At 50.4% G+C, this 26,687-nt stretch carries 26 protein-coding genes and 2 pseudogenes; 25 read left to right on the top strand and 3 right to left on the bottom strand.

Annotated features, from left to right (window positions below; genetic code table 11):
- From VF260_10275 to VF260_10180, 20 genes are all read left to right on the top strand, one after another.
- On the top strand, positions 1-567 hold a 567-nt coding region (locus VF260_10275; protein HEX7057561.1), incomplete at its 5' end, for a sugar ABC transporter permease.
- Complete coding sequence (locus VF260_10270; protein ID HEX7057560.1) at positions 564-1,376, top strand: carbohydrate ABC transporter permease; 813 nt, start codon at positions 564-566, stop codon at positions 1,374-1,376. The genes VF260_10275 and VF260_10270, both read left to right, overlap by 4 nt.
- Positions 1,377-1,473: 97 nt before the next feature.
- A complete protein-coding gene (locus VF260_10265; protein ID HEX7057559.1) occupies positions 1,474-3,180 on the top strand; it encodes a sensor histidine kinase in 1,707 nt (568 codons plus the stop codon).
- Between the two features lie 87 nt (positions 3,181-3,267).
- On the top strand, positions 3,268-4,416 hold the full coding sequence (gene dgoD / locus VF260_10260; protein ID HEX7057558.1) for a galactonate dehydratase: 1,149 nt from the start codon (positions 3,268-3,270) through the stop codon (positions 4,414-4,416).
- Between the two features lie 7 nt (positions 4,417-4,423).
- On the top strand, positions 4,424-6,073 hold the full coding sequence (locus tag VF260_10255; protein HEX7057557.1) for a response regulator: 1,650 nt from the start codon (positions 4,424-4,426) through the stop codon (positions 6,071-6,073).
- 218 nt (positions 6,074-6,291) lie between these two features.
- A complete protein-coding gene (rpsF, locus tag VF260_10250; protein ID HEX7057556.1) occupies positions 6,292-6,582 on the top strand; it encodes a 30S ribosomal protein S6 in 291 nt (96 codons plus the stop codon).
- A gap of 33 nt (positions 6,583-6,615) precedes the next feature.
- Complete coding sequence (ssb, locus tag VF260_10245) at positions 6,616-7,101, top strand: single-stranded DNA-binding protein (GenBank protein ID HEX7057555.1); 486 nt, start codon at positions 6,616-6,618, stop codon at positions 7,099-7,101.
- A gap of 35 nt (positions 7,102-7,136) precedes the next feature.
- Entirely contained in the window at positions 7,137-7,415 is a 279-nt protein-coding gene (gene rpsR / locus VF260_10240; protein ID HEX7057554.1) for a 30S ribosomal protein S18, read from the top strand.
- 174 nt (positions 7,416-7,589) lie between these two features.
- Positions 7,590-8,498: a DUF2232 domain-containing protein gene (locus tag VF260_10235; protein ID HEX7057553.1), complete on the top strand. Its 909-nt coding sequence runs from the start codon at positions 7,590-7,592 to the stop codon at positions 8,496-8,498.
- A 12-nt stretch (positions 8,499-8,510) separates the two neighbouring features.
- Entirely contained in the window at positions 8,511-10,472 is a 1,962-nt protein-coding gene (locus VF260_10230; protein HEX7057552.1) for a DHH family phosphoesterase, read from the top strand.
- Positions 10,469-10,912, top strand: a complete 444-nt coding sequence (rplI, locus tag VF260_10225) for a 50S ribosomal protein L9 (protein HEX7057551.1) — start codon at positions 10,469-10,471, stop codon at positions 10,910-10,912. Before VF260_10230 ends, rplI begins: the two co-directional genes overlap by 4 nt.
- Before the next feature lie 7 nt (positions 10,913-10,919).
- Entirely contained in the window at positions 10,920-12,290 is a 1,371-nt protein-coding gene (gene dnaB / locus VF260_10220) for a replicative DNA helicase (protein HEX7057550.1), read from the top strand.
- A gap of 165 nt (positions 12,291-12,455) precedes the next feature.
- The gene (locus VF260_10215; GenBank protein HEX7057549.1) at positions 12,456-13,742 is read left to right on the top strand and encodes an adenylosuccinate synthase; all 1,287 of its coding nucleotides are present in this window, start codon (positions 12,456-12,458) and stop codon (positions 13,740-13,742) included.
- A gap of 139 nt (positions 13,743-13,881) precedes the next feature.
- Positions 13,882-14,526, top strand: a complete 645-nt coding sequence (locus tag VF260_10210; GenBank protein ID HEX7057548.1) for a hypothetical protein — start codon at positions 13,882-13,884, stop codon at positions 14,524-14,526.
- Positions 14,527-14,704: 178 nt separating this feature from the next.
- A complete protein-coding gene (locus VF260_10205; GenBank protein HEX7057547.1) occupies positions 14,705-16,162 on the top strand; it encodes a M23 family metallopeptidase in 1,458 nt (485 codons plus the stop codon).
- Between the two features lie 123 nt (positions 16,163-16,285).
- Positions 16,286-17,002, top strand: coding sequence for a response regulator YycF (gene yycF / locus VF260_10200; protein ID HEX7057546.1), 717 nt, complete (start codon positions 16,286-16,288; stop codon positions 17,000-17,002).
- Between the two features lie 3 nt (positions 17,003-17,005).
- Complete coding sequence (walK, locus tag VF260_10195; GenBank protein HEX7057545.1) at positions 17,006-18,841, top strand: cell wall metabolism sensor histidine kinase WalK; 1,836 nt, start codon at positions 17,006-17,008, stop codon at positions 18,839-18,841.
- The gene (gene yycH / locus VF260_10190; GenBank protein HEX7057544.1) at positions 18,841-20,145 is read left to right on the top strand and encodes a two-component system activity regulator YycH; all 1,305 of its coding nucleotides are present in this window, start codon (positions 18,841-18,843) and stop codon (positions 20,143-20,145) included. Before walK ends, yycH begins: the two co-directional genes overlap by 1 nt.
- 43 nt (positions 20,146-20,188) lie before the next feature.
- Positions 20,189-20,926: a two-component system regulatory protein YycI gene (yycI, locus tag VF260_10185; protein ID HEX7057543.1), complete on the top strand. Its 738-nt coding sequence runs from the start codon at positions 20,189-20,191 to the stop codon at positions 20,924-20,926.
- 2 nt (positions 20,927-20,928) lie between these two features.
- A complete protein-coding gene (locus VF260_10180; GenBank protein ID HEX7057542.1) occupies positions 20,929-21,735 on the top strand; it encodes an MBL fold metallo-hydrolase in 807 nt (268 codons plus the stop codon).
- On the opposite strand, the gene VF260_10175 is transcribed toward VF260_10180, so the two are convergent.
- Entirely contained in the window at positions 21,704-21,916 is a 213-nt protein-coding gene (locus VF260_10175) for a hypothetical protein (GenBank protein HEX7057541.1), read from the bottom strand. The two genes, VF260_10180 and VF260_10175, sit on opposite strands and share 32 nt — an antisense overlap.
- A gap of 86 nt (positions 21,917-22,002) precedes the next feature.
- Here VF260_10175 and VF260_10170 point away from each other — a divergent pair, with 86 nt between their 5' ends.
- The 5 genes and pseudogenes from VF260_10170 to VF260_10150 all read left to right on the top strand — a co-directional run bounded on the left by VF260_10170 (position 22,003) and on the right by VF260_10150 (position 25,533).
- Entirely contained in the window at positions 22,003-23,190 is a 1,188-nt protein-coding gene (locus VF260_10170) for a trypsin-like peptidase domain-containing protein (GenBank protein HEX7057540.1), read from the top strand.
- A gap of 41 nt (positions 23,191-23,231) precedes the next feature.
- Entirely contained in the window at positions 23,232-23,711 is a 480-nt protein-coding gene (rlmH, locus tag VF260_10165) for a 23S rRNA (pseudouridine(1915)-N(3))-methyltransferase RlmH (protein HEX7057539.1), read from the top strand.
- Positions 23,712-23,807: 96 nt separating this feature from the next.
- The gene (locus tag VF260_10160; protein HEX7057538.1) at positions 23,808-24,692 is read left to right on the top strand and encodes a helix-turn-helix domain-containing protein; all 885 of its coding nucleotides are present in this window, start codon (positions 23,808-23,810) and stop codon (positions 24,690-24,692) included.
- 80 nt (positions 24,693-24,772) lie between these two features.
- The gene (locus VF260_10155) at positions 24,773-25,195 is read left to right on the top strand and encodes a VOC family protein (protein ID HEX7057537.1); all 423 of its coding nucleotides are present in this window, start codon (positions 24,773-24,775) and stop codon (positions 25,193-25,195) included.
- Positions 25,196-25,224: 29 nt separating this feature from the next.
- Positions 25,225-25,533: pseudogene (locus VF260_10150) on the top strand (serine hydrolase).
- Between the two features lie 24 nt (positions 25,534-25,557).
- Here the strand turns inward: VF260_10150 and VF260_10145 are convergent.
- A pseudogene (locus VF260_10145) lies at positions 25,558-25,671 on the bottom strand (two-component sensor histidine kinase).
- A 567-nt stretch (positions 25,672-26,238) separates the two neighbouring features.
- A complete protein-coding gene (locus VF260_10140; protein HEX7057536.1) occupies positions 26,239-26,589 on the bottom strand; it encodes a DUF3800 domain-containing protein in 351 nt (116 codons plus the stop codon).
- Positions 26,590-26,687 lie beyond the last annotated feature (98 nt).

The raw sequence follows: 26,687 nt of genomic DNA, 5'->3' as shown, positions 1-26,687 counted from the left end.
AAAACACTGTTTCTGTTGCCGATGGTGGCTACCCCGGTGGCGATGGGTCTGGTCTGGATGCTAATCTATGAACCGACGATCGGGGCCGCCAATGTCCTGTTAAAATCGCTTGGTCTTCACCCGCTGCTCTGGCTCGGCTCGAAGGCGCAAGTCATCCCGTCGCTGGTCATTATCGATATCTGGCAATGGACGCCGATGATCACGCTGATTGTGATGGCCGGCATGTCCACTTTGCCTTCGGATCCTTACGAGGCCGCCGATGTCGATGGCGCGACACGTTGGCAAAAAATTTACTATATTACGCTGCCCTTGCTGAAGCCGACGATTCTGGTCGCCGTAATGCTGCGCTTGATCGACGTGCTCAAGCAATTCGACACGATTTATGCAACAACGCAAGGCGGTCCCAATTATGCCTCGGAAACGCTGAACCTTTACACATATGTGGTCGGTTTCCAATACTTTAAGCTGGGTTATGCCTCCGCGCTGCTCGTAGTCTTTTTTGCCATCGTATTGGGCTTTACCTTGTTGATGATTGCGTTCCGGAAACGAATGGAGGCCAGATTATGAAAAAGAAATGGAACAGCGTCCTGTTTTGGGCCGCCGTCGTTGCCGTATTGTTGATTTTCATGTTTCCATTGATTTGGATGCTGCTTGCTTCCTTGAAAACCCAGGCGCAAATCATGTCGACCGAGAATTTCTGGATTTTCAAGCCGACCGTAAGCAATTATACGGAGGTATTCGGGCAATATAACTTCTTTCAATTTATCTGGAACAGTTTTGTCGTTGCCGTCGGCTCCACGTTGGGCGCTTTGATTTTGGGCGTTCCCGCGGCATATGGCATTTCCAAATACGGGATGCACCGCTTAAGCGTCGTTATTCTGATAGCGCGAATCATTCCCGGCATCACGTTTTTGATTCCCTGGTTTATTCTGTTTACCAAGGTTCATCTGGTGGATACGTTTGCCGCCTTGATCCTAAGCCATATGCTTGTTGGCTTGCCGTTCATTATCTGGATCATGATTCCGTTTTTTGAAGGCATGCCGCATGAAATCGAGGAAGCCGGGCTGATCGACGGATGCACGTTGACGCAGGTGTTTACGCGCATCATACTGCCGATTTCCGGACCGGGCATTATTACTTCGTCTTTGCTGTCCTATATTTTTTCGTGGAACAATTTTATGTTTTCCATCATTCTGGCCGGTGACAAAACGAAAACGTTGCCTGTCGCCATTTTCAACTTTATTTCGTATTCCGAAATCAATTGGGGGGCGCTGATGGCGGCCGCATGCATCATCACACTGCCGGTGTTGCTGATCGCACTGATTGCGCAGCGCTATGTAATCAGCGGTTTGGCGGCCGGAGCGGTCAAGGGCTGACCAACATTTGCCGGATCAAAAAGATCGTATCCGGGATTGACAGAAGCGGTGTAGCCTTTCATAGTTGGAAATAATGGGGGCGATCGGCTTGGGGAAGATGAATATATTCAGCAGGATCGTGATTCTGATTATTCTTCTGCTATTCCCTATCGTGGTGCTTTACGGTTTTTCCAATAAGGTAAGCGTAAATGTGCTAAACAATGAACTGCAGATCTCCAACCTGAACCGGATTTCTTTTTTCGCCGGGCAAATAGATTCCCGTACGGAAGAGTTGTCCATGTTCCCCATTATTTTGGTAAACGACCCTTTTGTCCGGAGTTTTCTCGATAAACCGCCCGCCGAGCCGTTTCAATATTACAGCAACCTCTCAAGCATCAGAAACAAATTGAGCCTGCAAAGCGTGTCCAGCGCATGGACCAATATATTGACGATCTATTTGCCGCGGAGCAAGCAAGCGATCTCTTCCAATATGTTTGTAAATTACGATCCGCTGCGGATGCAAACGCAATTGATGCGTAATTGGACATATCAACAAGTTGCGAATAACGGCAAAGCAAGTTACAGCTTTGTCAGGCAATTTGTCGAACCGGGATGGGCGAAGGCGTTGTCCGACATCAGCGCGGTGATTGAAGTCCGTTTCTCCGATGAAAATATCCGGGCCATGCTGCGATCGTTCCGCGAAGGCATGGTAGGGCATCTGTTTTTATTTCATGAAGGGTTCGCGCCCATTACGGCTGAAAATACCGAGTTGACGCAAATCGCCGAAATTATTCCCGAAGTAAAAGCCGCATTGGCCAACAATCGGGAAAACCAGGTCATCACAATTGGGGAGGATAAATATTTATTCCAATATGTGAAGTTGCAGACTTTGGATTGGTATTTGGTTAATGTAACTCCGCTGAAACAGATTTTGTCGCCGATTACCAAAAGCCGCAATCTATTTTACGGATCGATCGCATTATTGCTGGCAATGAGCATTCTGGCCGTTTATTTGCTGTATCGGCACGTGCAGATTCCGATCCGGATGCTAATCCGAAATGTGCAAAAACTAAAGCGCGGCGATTTCTCGTCAAGAATTCAGTACAAGCCGAAAAACGAATTTTTATTTTTGATCGACCAGTTTAACGATATGGCGGAACAAATCCAGCAATTGATTGAAAAAGTGTATGAGGAGAAAATCCGCTCGCGGGATGCGACGCTGAAACAGCTGCAATCGCAAATCAATCCTCATTTCCTTTACAATAGCTTGTTTTTTATTATTAATTCCGTGGAGCTGGATGACAAAGAATCGGCGGTGGCCATGGCGCATAGTCTGGCGGAGTATTACCGCTATACGACGCGCGTGGAAAATCAGCTTGTGCCCGTTCGGGATGAGCTGTCCATGATTGAAAACTATTTAACCATTCAAAATTTGCGCATGGAACGCATCCATTATGAGATCCATGTTCCCGAGCGATTGCAGGCTATGCGAATCCCCCGGCTGCTTTTGCAACCGATCGTGGAAAATGCCGTGATCCACGGTTTGGAGAAAAAAAATGCCAAAGGCTTAATCGCCATATCCGGCGAAATCAAAGACGATTTCGTGCAAATCAGCGTGGAGGACAACGGCGGCCGCATGACAAAAGAGAAGATCCAAGCGCTTCAAGCCGGGATTGCGCAAACAAAGGGCGAAGAAATAGGCTGCGGTTTATGGAATGTGCAGCAGCGGCTCATTCACCAATTTGGCGAGGGATCGGGGCTTCATTTCGCGCTTTCGCCAAACAATGGTTTGAAAGTCATCATAAGATGGAAAAAAGAACAATAAAGTCGGATCGCAACTCAATCGAAGACAAAGAGGAATCGTCCGCAGCCCGCAACTAGGGCCCGCAACTAGCACAAGGAGGCAACTTCGGTGAAAATAACGGACTTTGATTTATATTTGGTGCCGCCAAGATGGCTGTTTTTGAAAATAAGCACCGACGAAGGAATTTGCGGCTGGGGGGAGCCGGTAATTGAGGGCAGAGCGGCTACAGTTGCCGCCGCTGTAGCGGAATTGATGCAATATTTGGTCGGCAAAAACCCGTTGAATATTGAAGACCATTGGAACGTTCTGTACCGGGGCGGCTTCTACCGGGGCGGTCCAATCCTGATGAGCGCCATTGCCGGCATCGATCAGGCTTTGTGGGATATTAAGGGCAAATACCATGGAGCGCCGGTGCATCAACTGCTGGGCGGATCGTGCCGCGATCGCATTCGCGTTTATACGTGGATCGGCGGCGACCGGCCGAGCGATGTCGGAGAAGCTGCGCAAAAAGCGGCGGAGGCCGGGTTTACGGCGGTGAAAATGAACGCGACGGAAGAGATGCAGATCATTGACAGCTACGAAAAAATTGATCGCGCCGTAGCCAGAATTGCCGCCATTCGCGAAAAGGTCGGAAAAGATCTCGGCATCGGCGTGGATTTCCACGGCCGCGTGCATAAGCCGATGGCGAAAATTTTGGCGCGCGAACTCAAGCCTTATCGCCCCATGTTCATTGAGGAGCCGGTTTTACCCGAACAAAACGATGCCTTGCGGGAAATTGCCGGGCAAGCCGGCATCCCGATCGCGACAGGCGAGCGCATGTATTCGCGCTGGGACTTCAAACGCGTTTTGGCAAGCGGTTGGGTCGATATTATTCAGCCCGATCTGTCGCATGCCGGCGGAATCACCGAAGTGCGAAAAATCGCGGCGATGGCGGAAGCTTATGATGTCGCCCTGGCGCCGCATTGCCCGCTTGGGCCGATCGCCCTGGCCGCTTGTCTGCAAGTTGACGCCGTTTCGTACAATGCTTTTATACAAGAGCAAAGCTTAGGCATTCATTACAATCAGGACAATGATCTGCTGGATTATGTTTTGGATCGCTCGGTTTTTGCTTATGTCGACGGTTATGTGAAAATTCCCGACGGTCCCGGCCTCGGCGTCGAGATCAATGAAGAATATGTGAAAGAACGAGCCTTGCGAGGCCACAACTGGAAAAATCCGGTGTGGCGGCATTCGGACGGCTCGGTAGCGGAATGGTGATCTCGCCATGATCCAGTTGCTGATTGTAGACGATGAACCGCATGTTGTCGACCGCCTGGCCAACACAATCGACTGGCCGAGCATGGGCGTCGAAGGCGTGCATACGGCGTATTCCGGCGAAGAAGCGTTGAACATCCTGTCCGTCAACCATATGGATATCGTCATTACCGATATTCAAATGCCGGGAATAAGCGGTTTGGATCTGATTCGGGAAATCGGAAAACGGTGGAAAGCGATTAAATGCGTTTTACTGTCGGGCCATGCGGAATTCGCCTACGCCCAGGAAGCGATCAGACAGGGGGTGGACGATTATATTTTAAAGCCGGTCACGGTGGAAAATCTCTTGAACGTGGTGGCAAAAGTAATCGCCGACTTGCGCTTGGAATGGGAAGAACGGGTATCCCAGCAGAGAATTGAACAGACGTTGCGGGAGAACCTCCCCCTTTTGCGGGGCAATTTGCTGGATGACTTGCTTAAAGGGCGGCAGTATGCGGAAACGACACTGCGGGAAAAATTGCGGTTGTTGGAACTCCGGTTTTCCCTGAACGAGACGTGCACCCTGATGATGATTCGCCTGGATAACGATTTTACCGATTATGATTTTCATAATCGTTCTTTAATCGAATATGCGATCGGCAATATTGCCGAGGAAATTTTTGGCGGGAACTTTCTCGTATGGCATTGCAAAGACGCCCATGATTATTTGGTGTTCTTGCTTTCGCCCAATCCGGACAGCGGCCGGGGAAATCTGAACGTTCGCCATGAGCTGCAGCGGGCTTCGACCCAATTGCAAGCAGCCGTAAAAAATTATTTGAAGGGGAATATATCCATCTCGCTTAGCAGAGAGGGTTTTTTCCCGCGAGATATCGTCAAAATGTATAACAGTTGCATCTCGGCAATGCGGCAGCATATCGGCAATGAACATGAATTGATCATGACCGTCAGCGACGAGATGGAACAGGTTGAAATCCAAACATTGAACAGCTTGTATGAGCTTCCGACGCTCACCCAGTTGCTGGAGGCGGGACGGTGGGACGACTCTGTCGGCAAATTGAAGCAGATCTTTAAAGAACTGGGCGAAAAAGGAACGCAGTCCGTCGAATTGCCGCTGGAGGTTTTTTTCGCGATTTCCGCGGCCTTTGCCCATATTACGCACAAGAACGGGCTTTCCTTGTCTTCCGTAACCGGCTTGGCCAATGACAACTGGTTTCAGGAATACCCGTTTCGTTCCCTTGAACAGCTGGAAAAATGGTCCATGCGCGTGTTAAATCATCTGAAAGACCATATGGATCAGGAAACAAAGGATTCCAGAAAGCGTATTATTCACGAGGTGCGGGAGTTTGTCGAGCAAAATCTCGCCAAGGATGTTTCGCTGCAGGCTATTGCCGATCACGTGCATATGCATCCCGTCTACATTTCCAAAATATATAAATCGGAAACCGGACAAAAACTGAGCGATTTTGTTTATCAATACCGGATGGAAATGGCCAGCTACCTGCTCGCGCACACGTCGCACAAAATATATGAAATCGCGGAAATGGTGGGGTATCAGCGGGCCCATTCGTTTATTCATGTGTTCAAAAAGCATTATGGCGTGACGCCGCAGGAATATCGCGAGCAAAGGATCGGCCTCGATGTTGCGCCGCCTAAGAAGTAACACCTTCAGCGCGGGAAGGCCGATAATGGCCGCAAAGCCAATTCACCGTCCTTTAAGGGCAACCCTCGATGGCGCTTTTTTGGTAACATTTTAACCGAGTGGTCGCGCAAGGTTGTAAAAGTATCACCGGTTTGCTATATTATTATGGTGCGAGTAACATGCTTGCTCCTTGCTCTCCGTCAGGAGGGCCGTTTAGTCCAAAAGGAGGTGAATTTTCGATGCGCAAATATGAAGTCATGTACATTATTCGCTCCGATATCGAACAGGAGGCAATCGACGCGACGGTTGAGAAAGTACAAGGCATCATCACCGGCGGAAACGGCGAAGTAACGAAGAATGAAGTGCTTGGCAAACGCCGCCTTGCGTATGAGATCAAGAAGTTCCGGGATGGAATTTACGTGGTTGTAAATTTCACGGCCGGTCCGGAAGTTGTGAAAGAACTGGACCGCTTGCTGAAAATCAGCGACGAAATTATCCGCCACATTATCGTCCAAGACGTCGTGGCGTAAGTTGCGTAATCCCATGCGGGGAGGGAAAATCAAGTGTTGAACCGAGTGATTCTGATCGGAAGATTGACGAGAGATCCCGAGCTTCGGTACACACCATCCGGTGTAGCCGTCACCAATTTTACGCTGGCGGTGGATCGACCGTTCAGCAACAGCCAGGGCGAACGCGAAGCGGATTTCATCAATATCGTGGTTTGGCGGCAGCTCGCCGAAACCTGCGCAAATTATTTGCGCAAAGGTCGGTTGACTGCGGTCGAAGGCCGCATTCAGGTGCGCAACTATGAAAATAATGAAGGACGCAAAGTATACGTAACCGAGGTTGTTGCGGATAACGTCCGGTTTTTGGAATCGGCGAATTCGGGCAACCGCGATAACGGTTTCGATTCCGGAAGAAGCCGCGATGACGGATTTGCATCCGGAAGAAGCAACGTTGCCGGTCCAGGCAATTCGGCTCAACAAACCGATCCTTTCTCCGACGATGGAAAACCGATCGATATCTCAGATGATGACCTGCCGTTTTAAAAGAACTCCAGTTTGCACGAAAGGAGCAATGTACGATGAGTGATGCGAAAAGACCGGTACGCGAAGACGGCGGCGACAAAAGACCACCGCGCCGGGGCGGCCGCGGCAAACGCCGGAAAGTGTGCTATTTCACGGTTAACAAAATCCAATATATCGATTATAAAGATGTCGATTTGCTGCGCAAATTTATCAGCGAGCGCGGCAAGATTTTGCCCCGCCGTGTAACCGGCACAAGCGCCAAGTATCAACGCATGCTGACGATCGCGATCAAACGCGCGCGGCAAATTGCTTTGCTGCCGTACACGACGGAATAATTGCAATGAAGCGAACAGCCTGGGGCTTTCCCGGGCTGTTTTTTCATGCCAAAAAGCGGGGCGCGTAAACTGCCCTCGCATGCTTTTATTCCGTTCAGGCCCATTTGTGGTATAATCGTGTTTGTAGTCTTTTCGCTAATTTTTACCGCAAATGAATGTCGAGGGGTTTTTCTTTTGTCTATATTTAACCGGGAAGCCGCTTTGTGGGGAAGCATCTACCTGGCGATTTTGCTATCCGTATTAACCATGATGGGCGCCGTAACGGTCCTGTTTATCATGCTTCCGGTTACGATTCTCTACGTCAGGCAAAACGCGAACCGATTCTTTATCGTTTACGCAATCGCCTTGGCAATCGCAATTGCTTTTGCCGGCGGAGCGGGCGTCGCAATCGCCGCGGTATCGGTGTTTTTTCTGATCGCCTCCGGAATGATGGGGCGGCAGTATAAAGCGGGAGCTTCAGCCGGCGCGGTCATTACCGTAGGAACCGTTACGCTGATAGCCGAGACATTGCTGGTGTTTCTGGGCGCATCCCTGTTCGGCTTGAATATTCCTCAAATGTACAAGAACTCGCTGCGGCAATTTTTCGATCTGTTCAACACGATGGCCGCAAACACGCTTGATGCGGAATTGATCCGGCAAACGGTGGAAACGATGGCGAATGAGATTCCCTATTACATCATCGTTTGTTCGTTTTTGCTCGTACTGTTCACGCACTGGCTTGCGCGGGCGGTTTTGAACCGTTACGGCATGAACATCAAAGGGCTGCCCCCGGTCCAAAATTGGATGCTGCCCAAATCGTTTGTTTGGTACTATCTGATCGCCCTGGGCGCCTCTTTGTTTGTGGCGCCGTCGGCACAATCCGTCTGGGCGGTTATCCTGCTCAATTTGCTGCCATTGCTGAACCTCGCCTTTGTCGTGCAGGGAATTTCGTTTCTGTTTTATTTTGCCGCCTTTAAAAGGTGGAACAGGGCGCTGCCGATCGTGGGAATCGTGATCGCGTTGTTTTTCTCCTATCCGATCAGCATGCTGGGGCTGGCTGACGTTGCTCTGAATATTCGCAAGCGCATGAAAAACCAAATCTAGGGGCGAATGCGTATGCCAAAGTTTTTGCTCAACCGATGGCACGGATGGCACATCGTTTGGGGATTCGTATTGCTGCTGTTGCTTATTGTCATCCTGTTCATTTACCAATGGGAAATCGGCGCAATCGGCTTGCTGCTTTGCGGCGGTGTGGCGTATTATACGCTGGCCGCGGAGCGGGCCTTCCGCAAAGATTTGCAAAAATATATAGCAACGCTGACCTATCGGATCAAAAAAGCGGGCAATGAGGTCATTCAGGAGCTGCCGCTCGGCATTGTCCTGTTTAGCGAAGAGCGCACGATCGAGTGGCATAATCCGTTCATCGCAAAAATGTTGGATCGGGAGTCGCTAATCGGAACGCATCTGTACGATATTTTTCCCGATCTTAAAAACCGCAAAGAAAAAGACGACAAGATCGAAGTCGAAATCGGCAAGCGAACGCTGCAAATAACGGTAAAGAACGAAGAGCGGCTGTTATTTGTAAGCGACGTCACGGAGTTTGCCAAGCTGCAAAAGCAATATGACGATGAGCGTCCGGCGCTCGGCATTGTGATGCTGGATAACCTGGAAGAAGCGACGCAAGGTTTGGACGATCAGGCGCGCAGCATCATACTCGCGAAAGCCGTGGGCGAAATTACCGATTGGGCGAATCGGTTCAACTTGTATTTGCGCAGAATTTCCAACGACAAATTTTTCACGATCATGGATAAAAAAGCGCTCACGCAACTGGAACGTTCGCGTTTTGACATCCTGGACGACGTCCGCGATCTGACTAGCGAAAACAGGCTGCCGCTGACGGTCAGCATCGGGATCGGCGCCGGCGTGGACGGATTTGTCGAATTGGGTGAGCTCGCCCATTCAAGCCTGGATATCGCGCTTGGGCGCGGCGGCGATCAGGTGGCGGTCAAGTGGGGGCAAAAAATAACCTTTTACGGCGGCCGCTCGAATGCTGTCGAAAAACGGACCCGCGTGCGGGCCCGGGTTATTTCGCACGCGCTGCGCGATCTGATCCGCGAAAGCGACAAAGTCATCATCATGGGGCACCGCATCCCGGACATGGACGCCATCGGCGCGGCCATCGGCGTGTTGAAGGCGGCGCATGCCACGGGGAAAGAAGGCTACATTGTGCTTGATGATGTCAATCCGTCCATCTACAAGCTGATGGAGGAAATTCGCGAGCATGACGAATTGCACAAATGGTTCATTACTCCCGATCACGGGATCCAAATCACAACGCCACAGTCCTTGATCGTCGTCGTGGATACGCACAAAGCTTCGCTTGTTTCGGAACCGAAAATTTTGCAACTGTCCCACCGCAAAGTGGTCGTCGACCATCACCGGCGCGGCGAAGAATTCATCAATGAGGCGATGCTCGTTTACATGGAACCGTATGCTTCGTCGACCTGCGAACTGGTTACGGAGCTCTTGCAATATATCGATGACCGGATCAGCATGGATGCGCTGGAAGCGACAGCGATGCTCGCCGGCATTGTGGTCGATACGAAAAGTTTCTCGCTGCGCACCGGATCGAGAACGTTCGAAGCGGCTTCCTTCCTGCGCCGAAACGGCGCCGACTCGGTATTGATCCAGAAAATGCTGAAGGAAGATTTGGACCAATACATGAAAAAGGCGGAGATCATCAAGCATGCCAAAATCGTGTACGATCATATTATCATCGCCGTAGCCGAGCCGAACCGCAAATATTCCCAGTTGTTGATTGCGCAAGTGGCTGATACGCTTTTAAATATGAACGACATCATGGCTTCCTTCGTCATTAGCGAGCGGTTGGACGGCTTAATCGGCATCAGCGCCAGATCGCTCGGCCAAATCAATGTGCAGGTCGTCATGGAAAAGCTCGACGGCGGCGGCCATTTAACCAATGCCGCCACGCAAATAGAAGGCACGCTGGCTGACGCGGAGAGCAGGCTGCGCGAAGTGCTGGACGAAATGTACAAGGAAGAGGGGTTGTTCCAATGAAAGTGGTTTTCCTGAAAGATGTGAAAGGCCAAGGGAAAAAAGGCGAAGTGAAGGAAGTGGCGGAAGGATACGCCCGGAACTTTTTATTCCCACAAAAAGCGGCGGCACCGGCTTCCGAAGGCAATGTAAAGCAGCTTGAACAGCAAAAAGCCGCGGAAAAGAAAAAGAAAGATCACGAAAAGCAAAAATGCCAGGAGTTGGCGAAAAAGCTGGAAGCGACTGTTTTGGAGTTGACGGCCAAGGCGGGGGAAGGCGGCAGATTGTTCGGATCGATTACGAGCAAGCACATTGCCGAAGAACTGGAAAAGAAGGGCGTGCATATCGATAAACGGAAAATCATGCTGGATGATCCGATTCGCACGCTGGGCACCACGATTGTACACATCAAGCTGCATCCGGAAGTGAAGGCGGAATTGAAAGTAAACGTCGGGGAAGCGTGATCTCTTGATGAACGGCGATATGATGTTTGACCGCGTTCCGCCGCAAAACCTGGAAGCGGAGCAAGCGGTGTTGGGCGCGATTTTGCTTGACGGGCAAGTGCTGCCCGCGGTGATGGAACACCTGAATCCGGAGGACTTTTACAAGGTCGGACACCAGAAAATATTCGCGGCGATCGCAAGCCTTGCGGAAGACAACGAACCGGTCGATCTGGTCACGTTGACAAGCCGGCTGCAGGATAAAGGATTGCTGGATGAGGTAGGCGGAGTAAGCTATCTCGCCGATCTGGCGAATTCCGTGCCGACCGCGGCCAACGCCGATTTTTACGCGCAGGTGGTCGCGGAGAAATCGTTGCTCAGGCGGCTCATTCGCACCGCCACGCAAATTGCGAGCACCGGTTATTCCGGCGGCGAAGACGTAGGCGAACTGATCGATGAAGCCGAACGGCGCATCATGGAGATTTCCGGGCGGCGGACGGCTAAAGGATTTGTTTCCATCCGCGAGGTGCTGATGGACGTCTTTGAACGCGTCGAGTTTCTGTACAACCATAAAGGGGGCACGACGGGCATTCCGTCCGGTTTTCCCGATCTCGACAAAATGACGTCCGGTTTCCAGAAATCCGATCTGATCATCGTTGCCGCGCGCCCGTCCGTAGGGAAAACGGCGTTCGCCCTGAACGTCGCGCAAAATGTCAGCGTGCGGGCAAAAGAAACGGTGGCGATTTTCAGTCTCGAGATGGCGGCTTCGCAATTGGTGCAGCGCCTGCTTTGCGCCGAGGCGAACGTTGACGCGGGACGCATGCGCACCGGCAAACTGGAGGCGGACGATTGGGAGAAGCTCACCATGGCGATCAGTACGCTGTCCGAGGCGAATTTTTATATCGACGACTCGCCCACCATCACGGTGTCCGAGATTCGCGCCAAATGCCGCCGCTTGAAGAAAGAGAAGGGCCTGGGCCTCGTATTGATCGATTACCTGCAGTTGATTCAGGGCCGCAGCAAGAATAGCGAGAACAGGCAGCAGGAAGTCTCGGAAATTTCCCGGACGTTGAAAGCGATCGCGCGGGAGTTGGAAGTGCCGGTCATCGCGTTGTCGCAGTTGAGCCGCAGCGTGGAACAGCGGCAGGACAAGCGCCCGCTGCTGTCCGATCTGCGCGAGTCGGGATCGATCGAACAAGACGCCGATATCGTTGCGTTTTTATACCGCGATGATTATTACAATCAGGATTCGGAGAAAAAGAACATTATCGAGATCATCGTTGCCAAGCAGCGCAACGGTCCGGTCGGGACGGTTGAGTTGGTGTTTTTGAAAAACTACAACAAATTCGTCAGTCTCGACCGCACCCATCACGATCTGCCGTCAGCAAACCAGGTGTCCTGAAGACGGATAATTTACGAACAATTTTTGTCTTAAGGCCTAAATTGTTCGTTTTTAATTGACTCCGTTCCGGCAACCTGCTACACTGATAATGCCGCTTTCAGGCTTTATTATTGGAGAAAAGGCAAATATAGAGGATGTCCGCGAACATCCATGGAGGGAAAGCTGATGTCTACAGTCGTTGTCGTAGGTACTCAGTGGGGAGACGAAGGGAAAGGCAAAATCACCGACTTTTTGGCCGAATCCGCCGATGTGGTTGCCCGTTACCAAGGCGGCAACAATGCGGGGCATACGATTCTTATCAACGATAAAAAGTATAAGGTGAATCTGATCCCATCCGGAATTTTTTACAGCGATAAATACTGCGTAATCGGCAACGGGATGGTTGTGAATCCCAAAGCCTTGATAGAGGAAATCCAATACGTCCGTGAAAACGGCTTTTCCACGGATCGGTTGAAAATAAGCGATCGCGCCCATGTGATCATGCCGTACCATCTGCTGTTGGATTCGTTGGAAGAAGAGCGGAAAGGCTCCGACAAGATCGGTACAACCTTAAAAGGCATCGGGCCTTGCTATATGGACAAAGCCGCCCGTAACGGCATTCGCATGGCCGATTTGCTGGACGCGGAAGAATTCAGCCGAAAAGTGCGCCTGATGGTCGCCGCCAAGAACCAGGTGATCGAACAGGTATATGGCGGCCAGGCGCTGGATGCGGAAGCGATCATCGAGGAATATTTGGGTTATGCGGAGCAAATCCGCCCCTACGTAACCGAAACGTCCGTATTTTTAAACGAAGCCATCGACTCCGGCAAACGCGTCCTGTTTGAAGGGGCGCAAGGCGTCATGCTGGACATCGACCAGGGCACCTATCCGTTCGTTACATCTTCCAATCCATCCGCCGGCGGCGTCTGCATCGGTTCCGGCGTGGGCCCGACAAAGATTAAGCACGTCATCGGTGTGGCTAAAGCCTACACATCAAGGGTGGGCGACGGGCCGTTCCCGACGGAGCAAATAAACGAAACCGGCGATTATATTCGCGAGCGCGGCAAAGAATACGGCACCGTCACAGGCAGACCGCGCCGCATCGGCTGGTTCGACAGCGTCGTTGTCCGTCATGCCCGCAGGGTCAGCGGATTGACCGGGTTATCGCTGAACTCGCTCGATGTGTTGACAGGACTGAAAACGGTGAAAATCTGCACCGGTTACAAGTACGGCGAGCAAATTCTGGAACATTATCCGGCCAATTTGAAAGTTTTGGCGCAATGCGAAGCGGTCTATGAGGAATTGCCGGGCTGGCAGGAAGATATTTCCGGCGCCCGCTCCCTTGACGATCTGCCCGCCAATGCCAGACATTTTGTCGAGCGCGTCTCGCAATTGACCGGCATCCCGATTGTGATCTTCTCGGTCGGCAGAAACCGCGAACAGACCAATTTGGTTACGCCTGTTTACGCGTAAATTTCAAACCAAAAACCTGCTTGATTTGCCTGAAGTCCAACCGGACTTCTTTTTTTTGCTCTTGATGATTGGCAGATGGCATTGGGGTTAATACTGTTTGTATGTGTAAACAATTCATCGCCAGGAGAGAGGTTTGCAGATGAGAGGTTTGAAATGGTTGACGGCCATCATGGCATCGGCTGTCGTCGCAACGTGCGTGTCTTTGTATACGGCGTATGTCATGGTCAATTGGTATGCCGGTTCGTTCTTGCAGTCGCTCAATTTGACCAGGGGCGTCCAAAAATTTGAATTATCGGATTTTTTGGCACATTTGACTGCGCAGCCGCATAATATGGCAAAAGACGATTCGTTTGCGCAACCGGCGGACGGCCCCGCACAAGCGGATACGCCTTCTATAGACGGCGAAAACCGCGACGGATCGTCGGCGTTGGCGGGAAATGTACAAGAATCGGACCAAGCGGCAAGCGATAACGCCCCGGCGGATGATGCGCTGCCGGTATTCGGCAGCGGCGGGCTTAAAAGCGCGAGCGAAAGTGAAAGCGAAAAAACGCTCATCTCCGCGGAGGAGTTGCTGCAAAAGAAAGACAGCATGTCCAGCGAAGACAAGATGAAAATCTTTTCCTTGCTTGTATCCAAGCTGCCGCCTGAAGATATGCAGAAAATTTCCGGCTTGATGGAAGATGGCGTGACGGAACAGGAACTGGACGAAATCAATCAATTAGTGGAAAAATCTTTGACGGAAGAGGAGTATAAACAGGTAACGGAAATCCTGAAAAAATATTAATTTGTGCAATCTTTCCATGAGAGAAGGACACTTGTTAAAAGTTGTTCACTATTAAAAGATTGAAATGCCTATTCCGCCTATGGTACTCTTATAGAGCGCACCTTTTGCAAGGGTGGTGCAGCAACTCACCGTTTTTTCCGGACGACTGCCAAAAAGACTGTTCGCAAAGGAGATCGGCATGGGGATCTTTAAGAGGAAAGATGCAATAAAAGAGGCGATTCGCAAGGCAAAGCTATGGACTTTCACCTATAAAACTCATCTTTTGAAAGGCGCTATAGCGGTTGGTTTCTTAACGATTGTAACCATTTCGGGAAATTCATATGTGCAAGCCAATACGTACGAAGTATTTCATGTTTTTGTCGGCGACAAAGAAGTTGGCGTAGTGGATGACCGGCAAAGCGTCGAGAATTTTCTGGCGCAAAAATACAACCAGATTCAGGCCGCCAATCCCGGCATACATATGGAGCTTAAGGTGGATCCGGTCCGTTTTGTGAGCGAAAGGGCTTTCAAAGCAAAAAGCGATACGGAAGCGGCGTTGGCCAACCTGGATCGCCTGATTCGGCCGCAGGCAACAGGCGTGCAAATCATAGTGAACAACAAGGTTGTGGCGATTGTTAAGGATAAAGAAACGGCGAATCACATTCTGGAAACGCTCAAAAACCGCTACATTCCGGCGAAAAACAGCATGACAGTATCCACGCTCGCGGCAAACTCCCCGCAGGAATCAACTCCCGTCCTGAAATCGGTCGCGTTCACGCAAACCGTAGACTTAAAGCAAGTCGACATCAATCCCGGCGAGCTTTCGGAACCCCAAGACGTTTTGCGGAAACTGGAAACCGGCGGCGTCGCCCCAATGAAATATACCGTGCAGAAGGGCGATTGCATTTCTTGCATCGCCGCCAAATTCGACATAGATACGCAAGTGATCTATGACCGCAACCCCTGGATCGTGGATGATATGATCAGACCCGGCGACGTGCTCGATATTACCGTATATCAGCCGACGCTAAGCGTCAAAACGACGGAAACCTACACGGAACAAGAGGAAATCCAATACGTTACGAATTACAAACTGGATCCTACGATCCGCAACGGCAAGGTGATTATCAAGAGCCCCGGGAAGAACGGCCTGAAAGAAGTTACGTATCTCGTCACGAAAATCAACGGGCAAATGATCAAAGAAGATTTGGTCGGGGAAAAGGTTTTGCGCGAACCGGTGCCCGCCTTTGCGATCAAAGGAACGAAAGTAATCCGCGGTGAAGGAACGGGGCGCTTTGCCTGGCCCATTGTGGGGGCAAGGATGACAAGCAGTTTCGGCAAACGCTGGGGCACAGTGCATAAAGGCGTCGATCTCGTCTCGAGCAACCGCAACATCATGGCTGCGGACAACGGCAAGGTCATATTTGCCGGAGCGAGATCCAGCTACGGAAATTTAATCATCATCGATCATCTGAATGGCTATCAAACCTATTACGCCCACTTGAGCAAAATATCCGTCAAGACAGGCGAAATTGTGGAAAAAGGCGACAAGATCGGCGTCATGGGCGCAACCGGCGACGCGACCGGCGTCCATCTCCATTTTGAAGTGCATGTTGACGGCACGGCGGAAAATCCGTTGAAATTTTTGCATTGGTGAAGAGTACGGCATATGTTTCTGGAAAATAAGGCATCATCCGGTATTTCCGGCATGACGCCTATTTTTTTGGTATAATACAAGAAAGGAACATGGAGAAACCGGGGAAAAGCGGTGGTGATGGACGTGCAAGGGAAAATTTTGGTCGTTGACGACGAGCAACCTATCGCGGATATATTAAAATTTAATCTGGAAAAGGAAGGCCATCAAGTCATTTGCGCTTTTGACGGCGGCACGGCCGTTGAATTGGCTTTTTCCGAACAGCCCGATCTGATTTTGCTGGATTTGATGCTTCCGGTTAAAGACGGGATGGACGTATGCAGGGAAGTCAGGCAAAAACTGAACACGCCGATCATCATGCTGACCGCGAAAGACTCCGAACTTGATAAAGTGCTGGGTTTGGAAATGGGCGCCGACGATTATGTGACCAAACCGTTCAGCATGCGGGAGATTTTGGCGCGGGTAAAGGCGCATCTGCGCAGACAAACGAAAACGCTGCAAACCCGGCAAGAAGCGGCGACGGACCAGGGCATCCGGATCGGGAGCCTGCTGGTTGACGGGGAAATGTATGTTGTGTATAAAAACGGAAACCCGCTTGATTTGACGCACCGCGAGTTTGAATTGATCCAGTATTTGGCCAAAAACAGCGGCAAAGTGATGACTCGCGAGCACTTGCTGCAAGCCGTTTGGGGCTATGAATATCTTGGCGATATGCGCACCGTGGATGTCACGATTCGCCGGTTGCGCGAAAAAATTGAAGACGATCCGAGCCGTCCCGATTACATTATGACGAGAAGAGGCCTCGGCTATATGATGCGCAATCCGAAACCGGGAGGATTATAATGGATGCAGCAGGTCCGCTTTTTTCAGACTATACAGGTTCGCCTGATCATCATTTATGTCCTCTTGATCCTGATTGCAATGCAGTTGATCGGCGTCTATTTCGTCAAGACGTTGGAGAGCACTTTCGAGAACACGTTCTCCCAATCGCTAAACAATCAGGTCGAACTGCTCACCAAGTTTGTTGAACCTTATTTGACCGCCAATCAGAATGGCAACGGCACGGTGTACAGCGATCGGGAAGACCTCGACTCCGTGGTCAAAAATTTGAACACGATCGGAAAAGCGGAAATTCAGATTATCGATTCAAACGGTATCATTTTAAGTACGACTTCCTTGAAGAACCGCGGCCTCGTCGGGCAAAAAACAACGCGAACCGAGGTCAGCCGGGCTTTGCAAGGCATCCGCGTGGATGCGGGAACGATCGTTGATTCCGCCGGGATCCGCTATAAAGTGATCGCGATGCCGATCGGCGGCGGCGGCAAAGTGATTGGCGCCGTCTACATGGTTGCCTCGATGGAGGATTTGTTCGACCGCATTAAAGCGATTAACAGTATTTTGGTTTCGGGCACCCTCATTGCGCTTGTTTTGACCGTGTTTTTGGGTATCATTCTGGCGCACACCATCACAAACCCGATTAAAGAGATCACGCGGCAGGCTACGGCGATGGCGGAAGGCGACTTCAAGCGCCGGGTGAAAGTCGTGGGACACGACGAAATCGGGCAGTTGGGCGAAGCGTTCAACCATATGACGAGCCGGCTGAATGAAGCGCTTTCGCAGAATGAGGAAGAAAAGGAAAAGCTCTCGTCGATTTTGGCCAATATGAGCGACGGCGTCATTGCGACCGACGATGTCGGCAAAGTAATCGTTGCGAACGAGCGGGCCAGGCAAATGCTGAAACTGCAGGAAAAAGACTTGATGGGCGTCGACATTGCCGACGCGCTCGGCATGTTCAAGGAACAAATCGGCAAATACGTGCTGGGCAATGAGAAAACGACGCTGATCGAACTGAAGCAAAAAAAGGGCGAAGAACCGCTAAAGGTGCGCGTTACGTTTACGCCGATCCGCCGCCGGGGGCGCGGCATAACGGGAACGATCGCGGTGTTGCAGGATGTGACCGAACAGGAGAAGCTGGAAGAATCGCGCAAAGAATTCGTCGCCAACGTGTCCCATGAACTGCGCACGCCGCTTACCACGATTAAAAGCTATCTCGAAGCGCTGGAAGACGGCGCGCTAGAAGATGAAACGCTGGCGCGCCGCTTTATCCGCGTAGCCAGCAACGAGACCGAACGGATGACCCGCCTGGTGACGGACTTGCTGCATTTGTCCAGGCTGGACTCCAGGCAAGCGGTTTTGCACATGGAATCAACTTCCATACCGGATATGCTGGAAGAGGTGGCGGACCGCTTTTCTTTTCAATTAAGACAAAAATCTATCGAATGCATCTTGAATATAGACGAACGTTTGCCAAAAGTGATGCTCGACCCGGATCAGATCGATCAGGTATTGGACAATTTGCTGTCGAACGCGATCAAATATACGCCTGACGAAGGGATCATCGAGATCGGCGCGGCCTATGCCGACAACGACCATGTGGCGATTTCCGTGGCGGATACCGGAATCGGCATTCCCAAGAAGGACCTGGGAAAAATCTTCGACCGGTTTTACCGGGTTGATAAAGCCAGATCGCGCAGTATGGGCGGCACCGGCTTGGGGCTGTCTATTGCCCGGGAAATCATTCGCGCTCATGGCGGGACGATCACGATCGAATCGGACGAGCACGAAGGTTCCAAAGTCACATTCGTATTGCCGATTCGGCGCGAAGGGAAGGATGCGGTGTGATGGAGAAAGCAAAAACCGTTCTGCTCACGGTTCTCGTTTGCACCAGTTTGCTGCAAAGTTATTTGCTGGCATACAGCACGCCGCATTTTGAGTCGATCAAAGAAACCCAATATATCGAAACGAAAACATTCGGCACGCAGGAGAAAATCGACAATCTGATTTTTCCGCAGCGGATCATCCTGCACTTTGGCGGCGATAAGCATACCGTTTTATATCCGGGCATGACTTTTTTTGAAATGATCTACAATACGTTGCGGAAAGAGCGGACCTTCGAAGGGCTCAGGCTGAACAACGTTCTGGATTACGATTGGGAAACGATCCGCAAAAACGACAAAGGTGTGGAAATCCGCTTTGACAGCGGCATTCCGTTGAACGTGCTGCGCGGGGTTTTGCAGATCAAAGGTGATGCACTGTACGATGACGACAGCATAGACAATATTTGGCTCGATATGACGAAAAACCAGGAAGTGCATATTTTCCTTTTCTCGCAAAATACGTCGTCCGTCTATGAGGCGGTAAACGCCAATATTTCCGCGAAAGATATCGCCACGTTTGTCGGCTTCGGAACGCATTGGGCCGAAACGGGGCATAGTTATCATACGCTTGACGGCAATGTTTATTTGCCTGATCAAGATTTGCAGATCAACCGTATTCGCTTTACGTATACGTTGATTACGCCGGAGCAAATGGAGAACAGTCTGTTCGCCGACCCGGCGATTACCCGCAATATTCGCGAGAAAGACGGGACGGAGATCTATACGGACGGCAAGCGCGGCATGCAGATCCACCTGCAGCAGCATTGGCTCGTTTTCTCCGACTCCATTGCGCCGCTAGACTCCAGCCACAACGCGTTTGACGATCTGTCCAGCGCCGTGCTGTTCATCAACCAGCATGGCGGCTGGAACGGCAAGTACAATTTAAGTTCCATCCGGAACAACAAAGATGGGGCGAAAGAGATTGTCTTTTATCAATATGCGCGGTCGTTCCCCGAGTATTATCCGATCGTCAAAACGAAAGATGAAACCTATGGCTTTATCCGCACCGTCGTGCAAAAAGGCTCGGTATCCGACTATGAGCGATCGTTAATCAATCTTGATCAATCGACGATTTTAACGCAGGTGGACACGCTGATCGGCGGCAAAAAACTCGATGAAATGGTTAAGACGTTTCCATACTATGGACAGCTCAAGTCGGTTTTTCCGGCATATCGTCCGGAGCTGGGCGATGATGACGTCAGTCTGGTTCCGGCATGGGCGGTCGAATGGAATGACGGTACGTTGGGCTGGCTGCAAAGCGTTAATTAAAGGGCAATGAAACGGCAATTAAGCGGCAAAGGGGCATGAACCGGTGGAATGGAGCAGGGCTAAAACCATTTTAATATTCGCTTTTCTCCTGCTGAACCTTCTATTGGCGTACCAGCTATGGATCGGAAGTCTGGACAAAGGGCAGGCGGCGGCGAACGATGTGAATTTTTCCGAGGAAATTCGCCAGTTGATGGAGGAGCGAAATATTCGGATCGACGCGCAGATCCCGAAGGAGACGCCAAAGCTGCAGGAAATCACCGTTGCGTTCGACCGGAAATTTGACCCGAATATAAAAATCCGGTTGGCTCAGCCGTTTCGCAGCGATTTGTTATTTCGCGACGGGGGCGCGGCGGCCGAGCTTGGACGGCAAGTATTCGCCGCTGATGCGTATCAATTGGATCCCGCCGACAGCGACGCCGACCATTACGTGCTGCATCAGACCGTCGATCATTACCCGATGTTCGAAGTGAATTTGGAACTGGATACAAGCCAGGGCATGGTTGTCGGCTACCGGCAGCAATATGCCGATATTTTGCCCGGCACGGCTGATAAAGCGCAAAAAGTGCTGGCCGCGACAACGGCGGTAGGCACCTTGGTGGAAAACAATTATTTGCCGCTTGACTCGGTCATTACCGATGTTCGGTTAGGCTTTCACGGACAGTTGTTTGATTCGGAAACGCAGGTGTTGGCCCCATATTGGCGGGTTACGACGAAACGCGGCGAAGTCTTCTATGTGCACGCAATTACGGGAGCGGTTGCCGCTCCGCAGAAGGAGAAATAATCATGCCTCTTAGATTCAGCATATTGGCAAGCGGTTCAACCGGCAACAGCATGGTTGTCGAAACGGAAGATGCGAAAATCCTGGTGGACGCCGGGTTAAGCATGAAAAAAATTGAGCATTTATTGGCGGAACGCGACACGAAAGCGGAAGAGCTGCAAGGCATTTTCGTTACGCATGAGCATTCCGACCATATCAAAGGTTTGGGCGCGATCGCCCGCAAGTATCATCTGCCTGTATATGCGAATGAAAAAACGTGGAACGAACTGGAGCGGGATATAGGCGAAATCCCAGGCGGCCAGAAAATTGTCATCGGCACCGGGGAGACTGTTGCGATCGGCAAACTGAAAGTGGAGTCTTACGCGATTTCCCATGATGCGGCCGATCCGGTCGGGTATTGTTTTTACGCCGATGATTACAAGCTGTCTTTGGCAACCGATTTGGGTTATATGAGCCAGAAGGTGAAGGAGAAGCTGTATGACTCGGACGTGCTGATTTTGGAAGCGAACCATGATGTGGAGATGCTGCGCGTCGGCAAATATCCGTGGAATGTCAAGCGCCGCATTTTGGGCGATACCGGGCATTTATCCAACAACGCCGCTGGCGAAGGACTAAGCGACATAGTTTCGGAAAAATTGAAGCGGGTATACTTGGCGCATCGGAGCAGAGACCACAACATGCTCGATTTGGCGCGAATGACCGTCGCCGACATGCTGGCGGAAACAGGCGTGCAGGCGCGTTACAAGCGGCTGAAGCTGATGGATACATATTTTGATCGTCCTACGTTGTGGGATTCGCTGGCGGAATATTAACCAGTTCGGCTTCCATGGCGGCGATTTTTTGCTGATATTCCTGTTTCGTGATTACGCCTTTTTCCATTAACAGTTCGATTAAAGAAGTCAAGAGCAGAATATTTTGATAATGATCCGCTTTCAAGTCGGCAAGCTTGCCGATTAAATCAACCTCGTCCAGATGGGAATGAATCCGGTTCACATTTTTTTACCCCTTTTTCTAGCGGATGATGTTACTATTATAGTCATGGTTTGAGAGAATTATTCCACAAGAAAAGAGTGGGCGACATGGGATTATGGGATGACGATTTCTTTTCGACGAAACCGGTCCGTTCGACATTGCGCGGTGAACGTTTTTGGGGCGGATATAAGACTCGCGGATACAGGCGGAGAAACCATAAAGCCTTGCCGCCCGCGTTTGTTTTCGCTGCGGTTTTGATTGTTGCGGCTGCGCTAATCATTTTGTTGTTCAAGGCGATTTTCGGCGGGGCATCCGGCGCCTCTACGGAAGATCGCGTCGTGAACGCCGTGCACGCGGTCAACTCGGCTGTGGTGAGCGTCGTGGCGCAGACAAATGGGGATGAAGAAGGTTTGCCCGCGGCAGGCAAGTCGATCGGTTCTGGCGTCATTTTCGAAAAATCAGGCGGTCACGCCTTTGTCGTTACGAACGCGCATGTCGTGGAAAATGCCAAAGATACGGAAGTGATTCTGATCAACGGCGAACATACGCCGGCGAAAATTGTCGGCAATGACCGCATATCCGATTTGGCTGTGTTGGAAATCGGCGCAAAAGGGGTCGGGAAAGCGGCCGGTTTTGGCAATTCCGCGAAGCTGCAGGCCGGACAAACGGCAATTGCGATCGGAAATCCGCTGGGGCTCGCCTTTTCGCAAACGATTACGGTGGGCGTCATCAGTTCGCCTTCCCGGGTTATTCCGGTGTCGTTGGACAACGATGGCACGCCCGATTGGGAGATGGAAGTCATTCAGACCGACGCGGCGATCAATTTCGGCAACAGCGGCGGCGCGTTGATCGACCTTAACGGCCGCGTAATCGGCATCAACACCGGGAAGATCGCCGAATTTGGCGTCGAGGGAATGGGTTTTGCCATACCGAGCAATCAGGTGGAGCCGATTGCCAGGAAGCTGATGCGTAACGGCAGTCTGCAACGGCCGTTCCTCGGTATTTATCATCAGGATTTGCAGGCGATTCGGGCGGGCGCGGAGACGCTGAAACTGCCGGCAAAAGTGAAGACAGGCGTAGTCGTCCTGGAGGCAACCGGCCCGGCGAAACTGGCGGGGATGCGCACAAACGATGTGATCGTCGCTTTCGACAAAACCCCGATCAACAATTCGATCGAACTGCGGAAATATTTGTACGAAAAAAAATCTGTCGGCGACAAGTTGACCGTATCCTTTTATCGGGACGGAAAGTTGCAGAAAATAACGGTAAAATTGGCGGAGATGAAAGACGAGTAGCAGAATGCGCATGTTTCATCGGGAAAGGCGGTGCGGGCAGGATGCACATCCAGGTTGTTGCGGTCGGCAAGATTAAAGAAGCGTTCATCGAGCGGGGCATCGCGGAGTACGCCAAGCGCCTTACGCCGTATACCAAGCTTGAGATTGTGGAAGTGCCGGATGATAAAGCGCCGGAGAACTTAAGCGAGGCGGAGGAGCAGGCGGTGAAGGCGAAAGAAGGCGAGCGCATTCTGGCCAATGTTCATCCCGACGCTTTTATGATCGCCCTTGCCATTGACGGCGAATTGTGGACCTCGGAGCAATTGTCCGGCAAAATAGACGACCTTGCCACTTACGGAACAAGCCGCATCGCGTTTGTCATCGGCGGCTCCCTCGGATTATCCCCGGAAGTGTTGGCCCGCGCCGACAAGAAACTCTCCTTCGGCAGATTGACGTTCCCGCACCAAATCATGCGCCTGATATTGGTCGAGCAGATCTACCGAGCGTTCAAGATCATGCGGGGGGAGCCGTATCATCGCTAATGGTAAAGCAGAGAATTGAACTGAATGTTGAAGCGGCAATGCTGAGAAATTCATAAGAAGAAAGGCATCATACTGATTCATAAGGGAGGTACGCCCTTGCGGTTGAAAATCTATACCCTTTTTCAGCCAGTACAAGCAAACGGTAGAGTACCATCAAATAAATATGTTGAAATCACACCTTCTCCGAAACTAGCTCCGTATGTGTCTTGTTATTGGTTTAGCGAACCGGTAATAGGATATCGGGAACCGGATTCTTTCGAAACATTCAAAGCTCTTCGAGAGGAAAGTGTCGATCGGGTACTTCCAGACGGATGCAGCGACATTATTTTTGAACATGATCTTAAGGAAAATAAATACAGGACATTGTTTTCTGGAGTTTTTGACGAGCCCTTTACAATTTCCTATGATCGGAATCACCCTATGCGGAAGTTCGGTGTACGATTTTTTCCAGGTGGAATTCATTCTTTGTTAGGCATACCACAACAAGATTTCGCTAAATCGCATTTTGATTTAGATTTGGTTTGGACGGGTATGACTAAAGAGATTGAAGATCGGTTATTCGAAGAACCACTGATCGAAAGAAAAGTGCGGGTCATGGAAGATTTTTTGGTTTCTTTCATGAGCACCAATACTATAGCAGACGATCACTTAATAAATAAGCTTCTGTATCACATTTTTGTGACCGAGGGAAAAACTAGCGTAAAGGAATTAGCCAAAAGAGAAGCGATAAGTACGCGTCAAATGAACCGCATCTTTTATCGATGGATCGGAATTAGTCCTAAGCGATTTTGTGAGGTTGTTAGGTTTCAAAGTATAGTTAAGGACATACAAAGATCACCGAGTATAGTCCGGTGCCTTGCCTATAAACATGGTTTTTTCGATCAAGCCCACATGATGCGAGATTTCAAACGGTTTTACGGTGACTCGTTGAGTGTTGCTGTAAGAGAGTTTGGAAATATGTCCGATTTTTACAATACATAGTACAACAAGCCTGCTAAAATAAGGAGTAGAGCAGTAATTAAGATTGGATAGATAATAGATAAGGGAGGAATAAACGAATAATGAAACCACGAATTACGGTAATAACACTAGGCGTCGATGATTTGAACAGATCCTTGACATTCTATCGGGACGGTCTTGGGTTTTCGACAGAAGGAATTGTAGGCACAGAATTTGAAAATGGTGCCGTCGCCTTTTTCGACTTGGAGGGAGGCTTAAAACTTGCAATTTTCGAACGGAATAATCTTGCTCTTGATGCAAGGGTCAATCAAACCCAGCCTAACCCTGCCGAATTTACTCTAGGTCATAATGTAAGAAACAAGGAAGAAGTTGACAGGGTAATGGAAGAAGTTAAGAAGGCTGGTGCTACTATTACAGTTCCGGCACACGACACATTTTGGGGCGGTTATTCCGGATATTTCCAAGATCCTGATGGTCATTTGTGGGAAGTGGTTTGGAATCCTCAATGGGAAATCAATGATTAACTTCATTAAGGAGGAAGCCGAACCGGCGGATGGCTGGGAGGACAACTACGACACCCTGCCGGGCAAGGGCAATCCGTCCGACGGCGCGTACCCCCACCGCGGAAGACATGCTGAAATTCGCGGAGGCGCTTCTCGAGGGCAGGCTGCTCGGCAAAACCTATACGGATCTTGTCATGACCGGCAAGGTGGACACGCCGAAGGGAAAATACGCGTGCGGGTTCGAGGATTTGTCGGAAGGCGGACTCAGGGCGGTCGGGCATTCCGGAGGCGCCCCGGGGGTGAGCGCTTATTTCTGCATGTTTCCGGACCACGGATATACGGTCGTCATTCTTTCCAATTATGAAGAAGGGGCGAGAGCGCCGAATGTTTTTGACGATGTTCAGCCCGAGGCCCGATCCTTCCGACTCCCGGTTTCTGGATTTGTCCACCCTGAAGAATTTTTTCCAGATGAGTTCCAGTTCGTGCTCCTCGATCGGCTGCAGCGCCGTTTCTCCGTTCTCGGCTTCGAATACGGAAAATCCGTCGCTACGCAGAAAATCGACAAGGATTCGCCGGATTTTGGGTTCGTCTTCGGCGATCAGAATCGTTTTGTCCACAAGCGGACGCCCTCCCGCATTCATAATGCCGCACCGTTCCGGGCCCCATGTTCTCCGGTCTGAGTCGGAAGAATCTCCTTCGCGTTTTATTTAAGTTTACCATATCGACAGGTACGGAGAACCGTATCATAAATAGTGGCAAAGAGGAGGTTTGAGGTTATCGTGCAAAGTAAGGGCATAAGATCTTTAATAGCTGCTGTCAATTTTTCTTGACAAAATTCACGAATAACACCATAATGAAAATAAAGATTTGCTCGTACGTTGTGTACGACGAAGTCTGTACTTAAGACATTCCGTGTGTAGCTCAAACGTTGAGTTTGACCTATTAACGGAATGTCTTAAATTTTCTTGGCATATTTGTAGTGGTTTCTGGATATGATGGTGATAGGTCGCACGTTGTGTACGACCGAAGAGAGGAGTTCGCACGTTGTGTGCGTCCTCCTCTTCTTATGTGTACTCCCATTTTATTATTTTATGGTTCAAATGTCTTTTATAAAAATCAAGAATTTGGGACTGATGTCTCTTTCTTGGCGGAAAACCATAAACATCGCGGAAGTGGACTGAAGTGATGAAATTTATCATATCAGCTAATTGAATCAAATTACAATTCTTGTCATGTGAAAGCTTTACTTGAAGGTCTGGGTAGACCCTTTTATTTGCAGGATTTCTTAAAGCGTCACAGAAATTATTTATTTCACTCGGCTTCCCATCGTCGCAAATTACAAAAGCGTAGGAATTAGAATTATCTAATTCGGCTGAAATACATTTAACAAGTTCTGTGTAAGTATGAATGTGCATCCGATTATAAGTCAGGTCCCTAAATCGTCACAGTCCATGGTGTCATCGATCATCCGAACGATTTTTGCGCAACCCAGCCAAGAAACGGCCGTCGCGCA

It is taken from the genome of Bacilli bacterium, assembly GCA_036381315.1.
Lineage (GTDB): Bacteria > Bacillota > Bacilli > Paenibacillales > KCTC-25726 > DASVDB01.
Note: the sequence above shows the minus strand (reverse complement) of the source record. Positions and strands in the feature narration are given on the sequence as shown.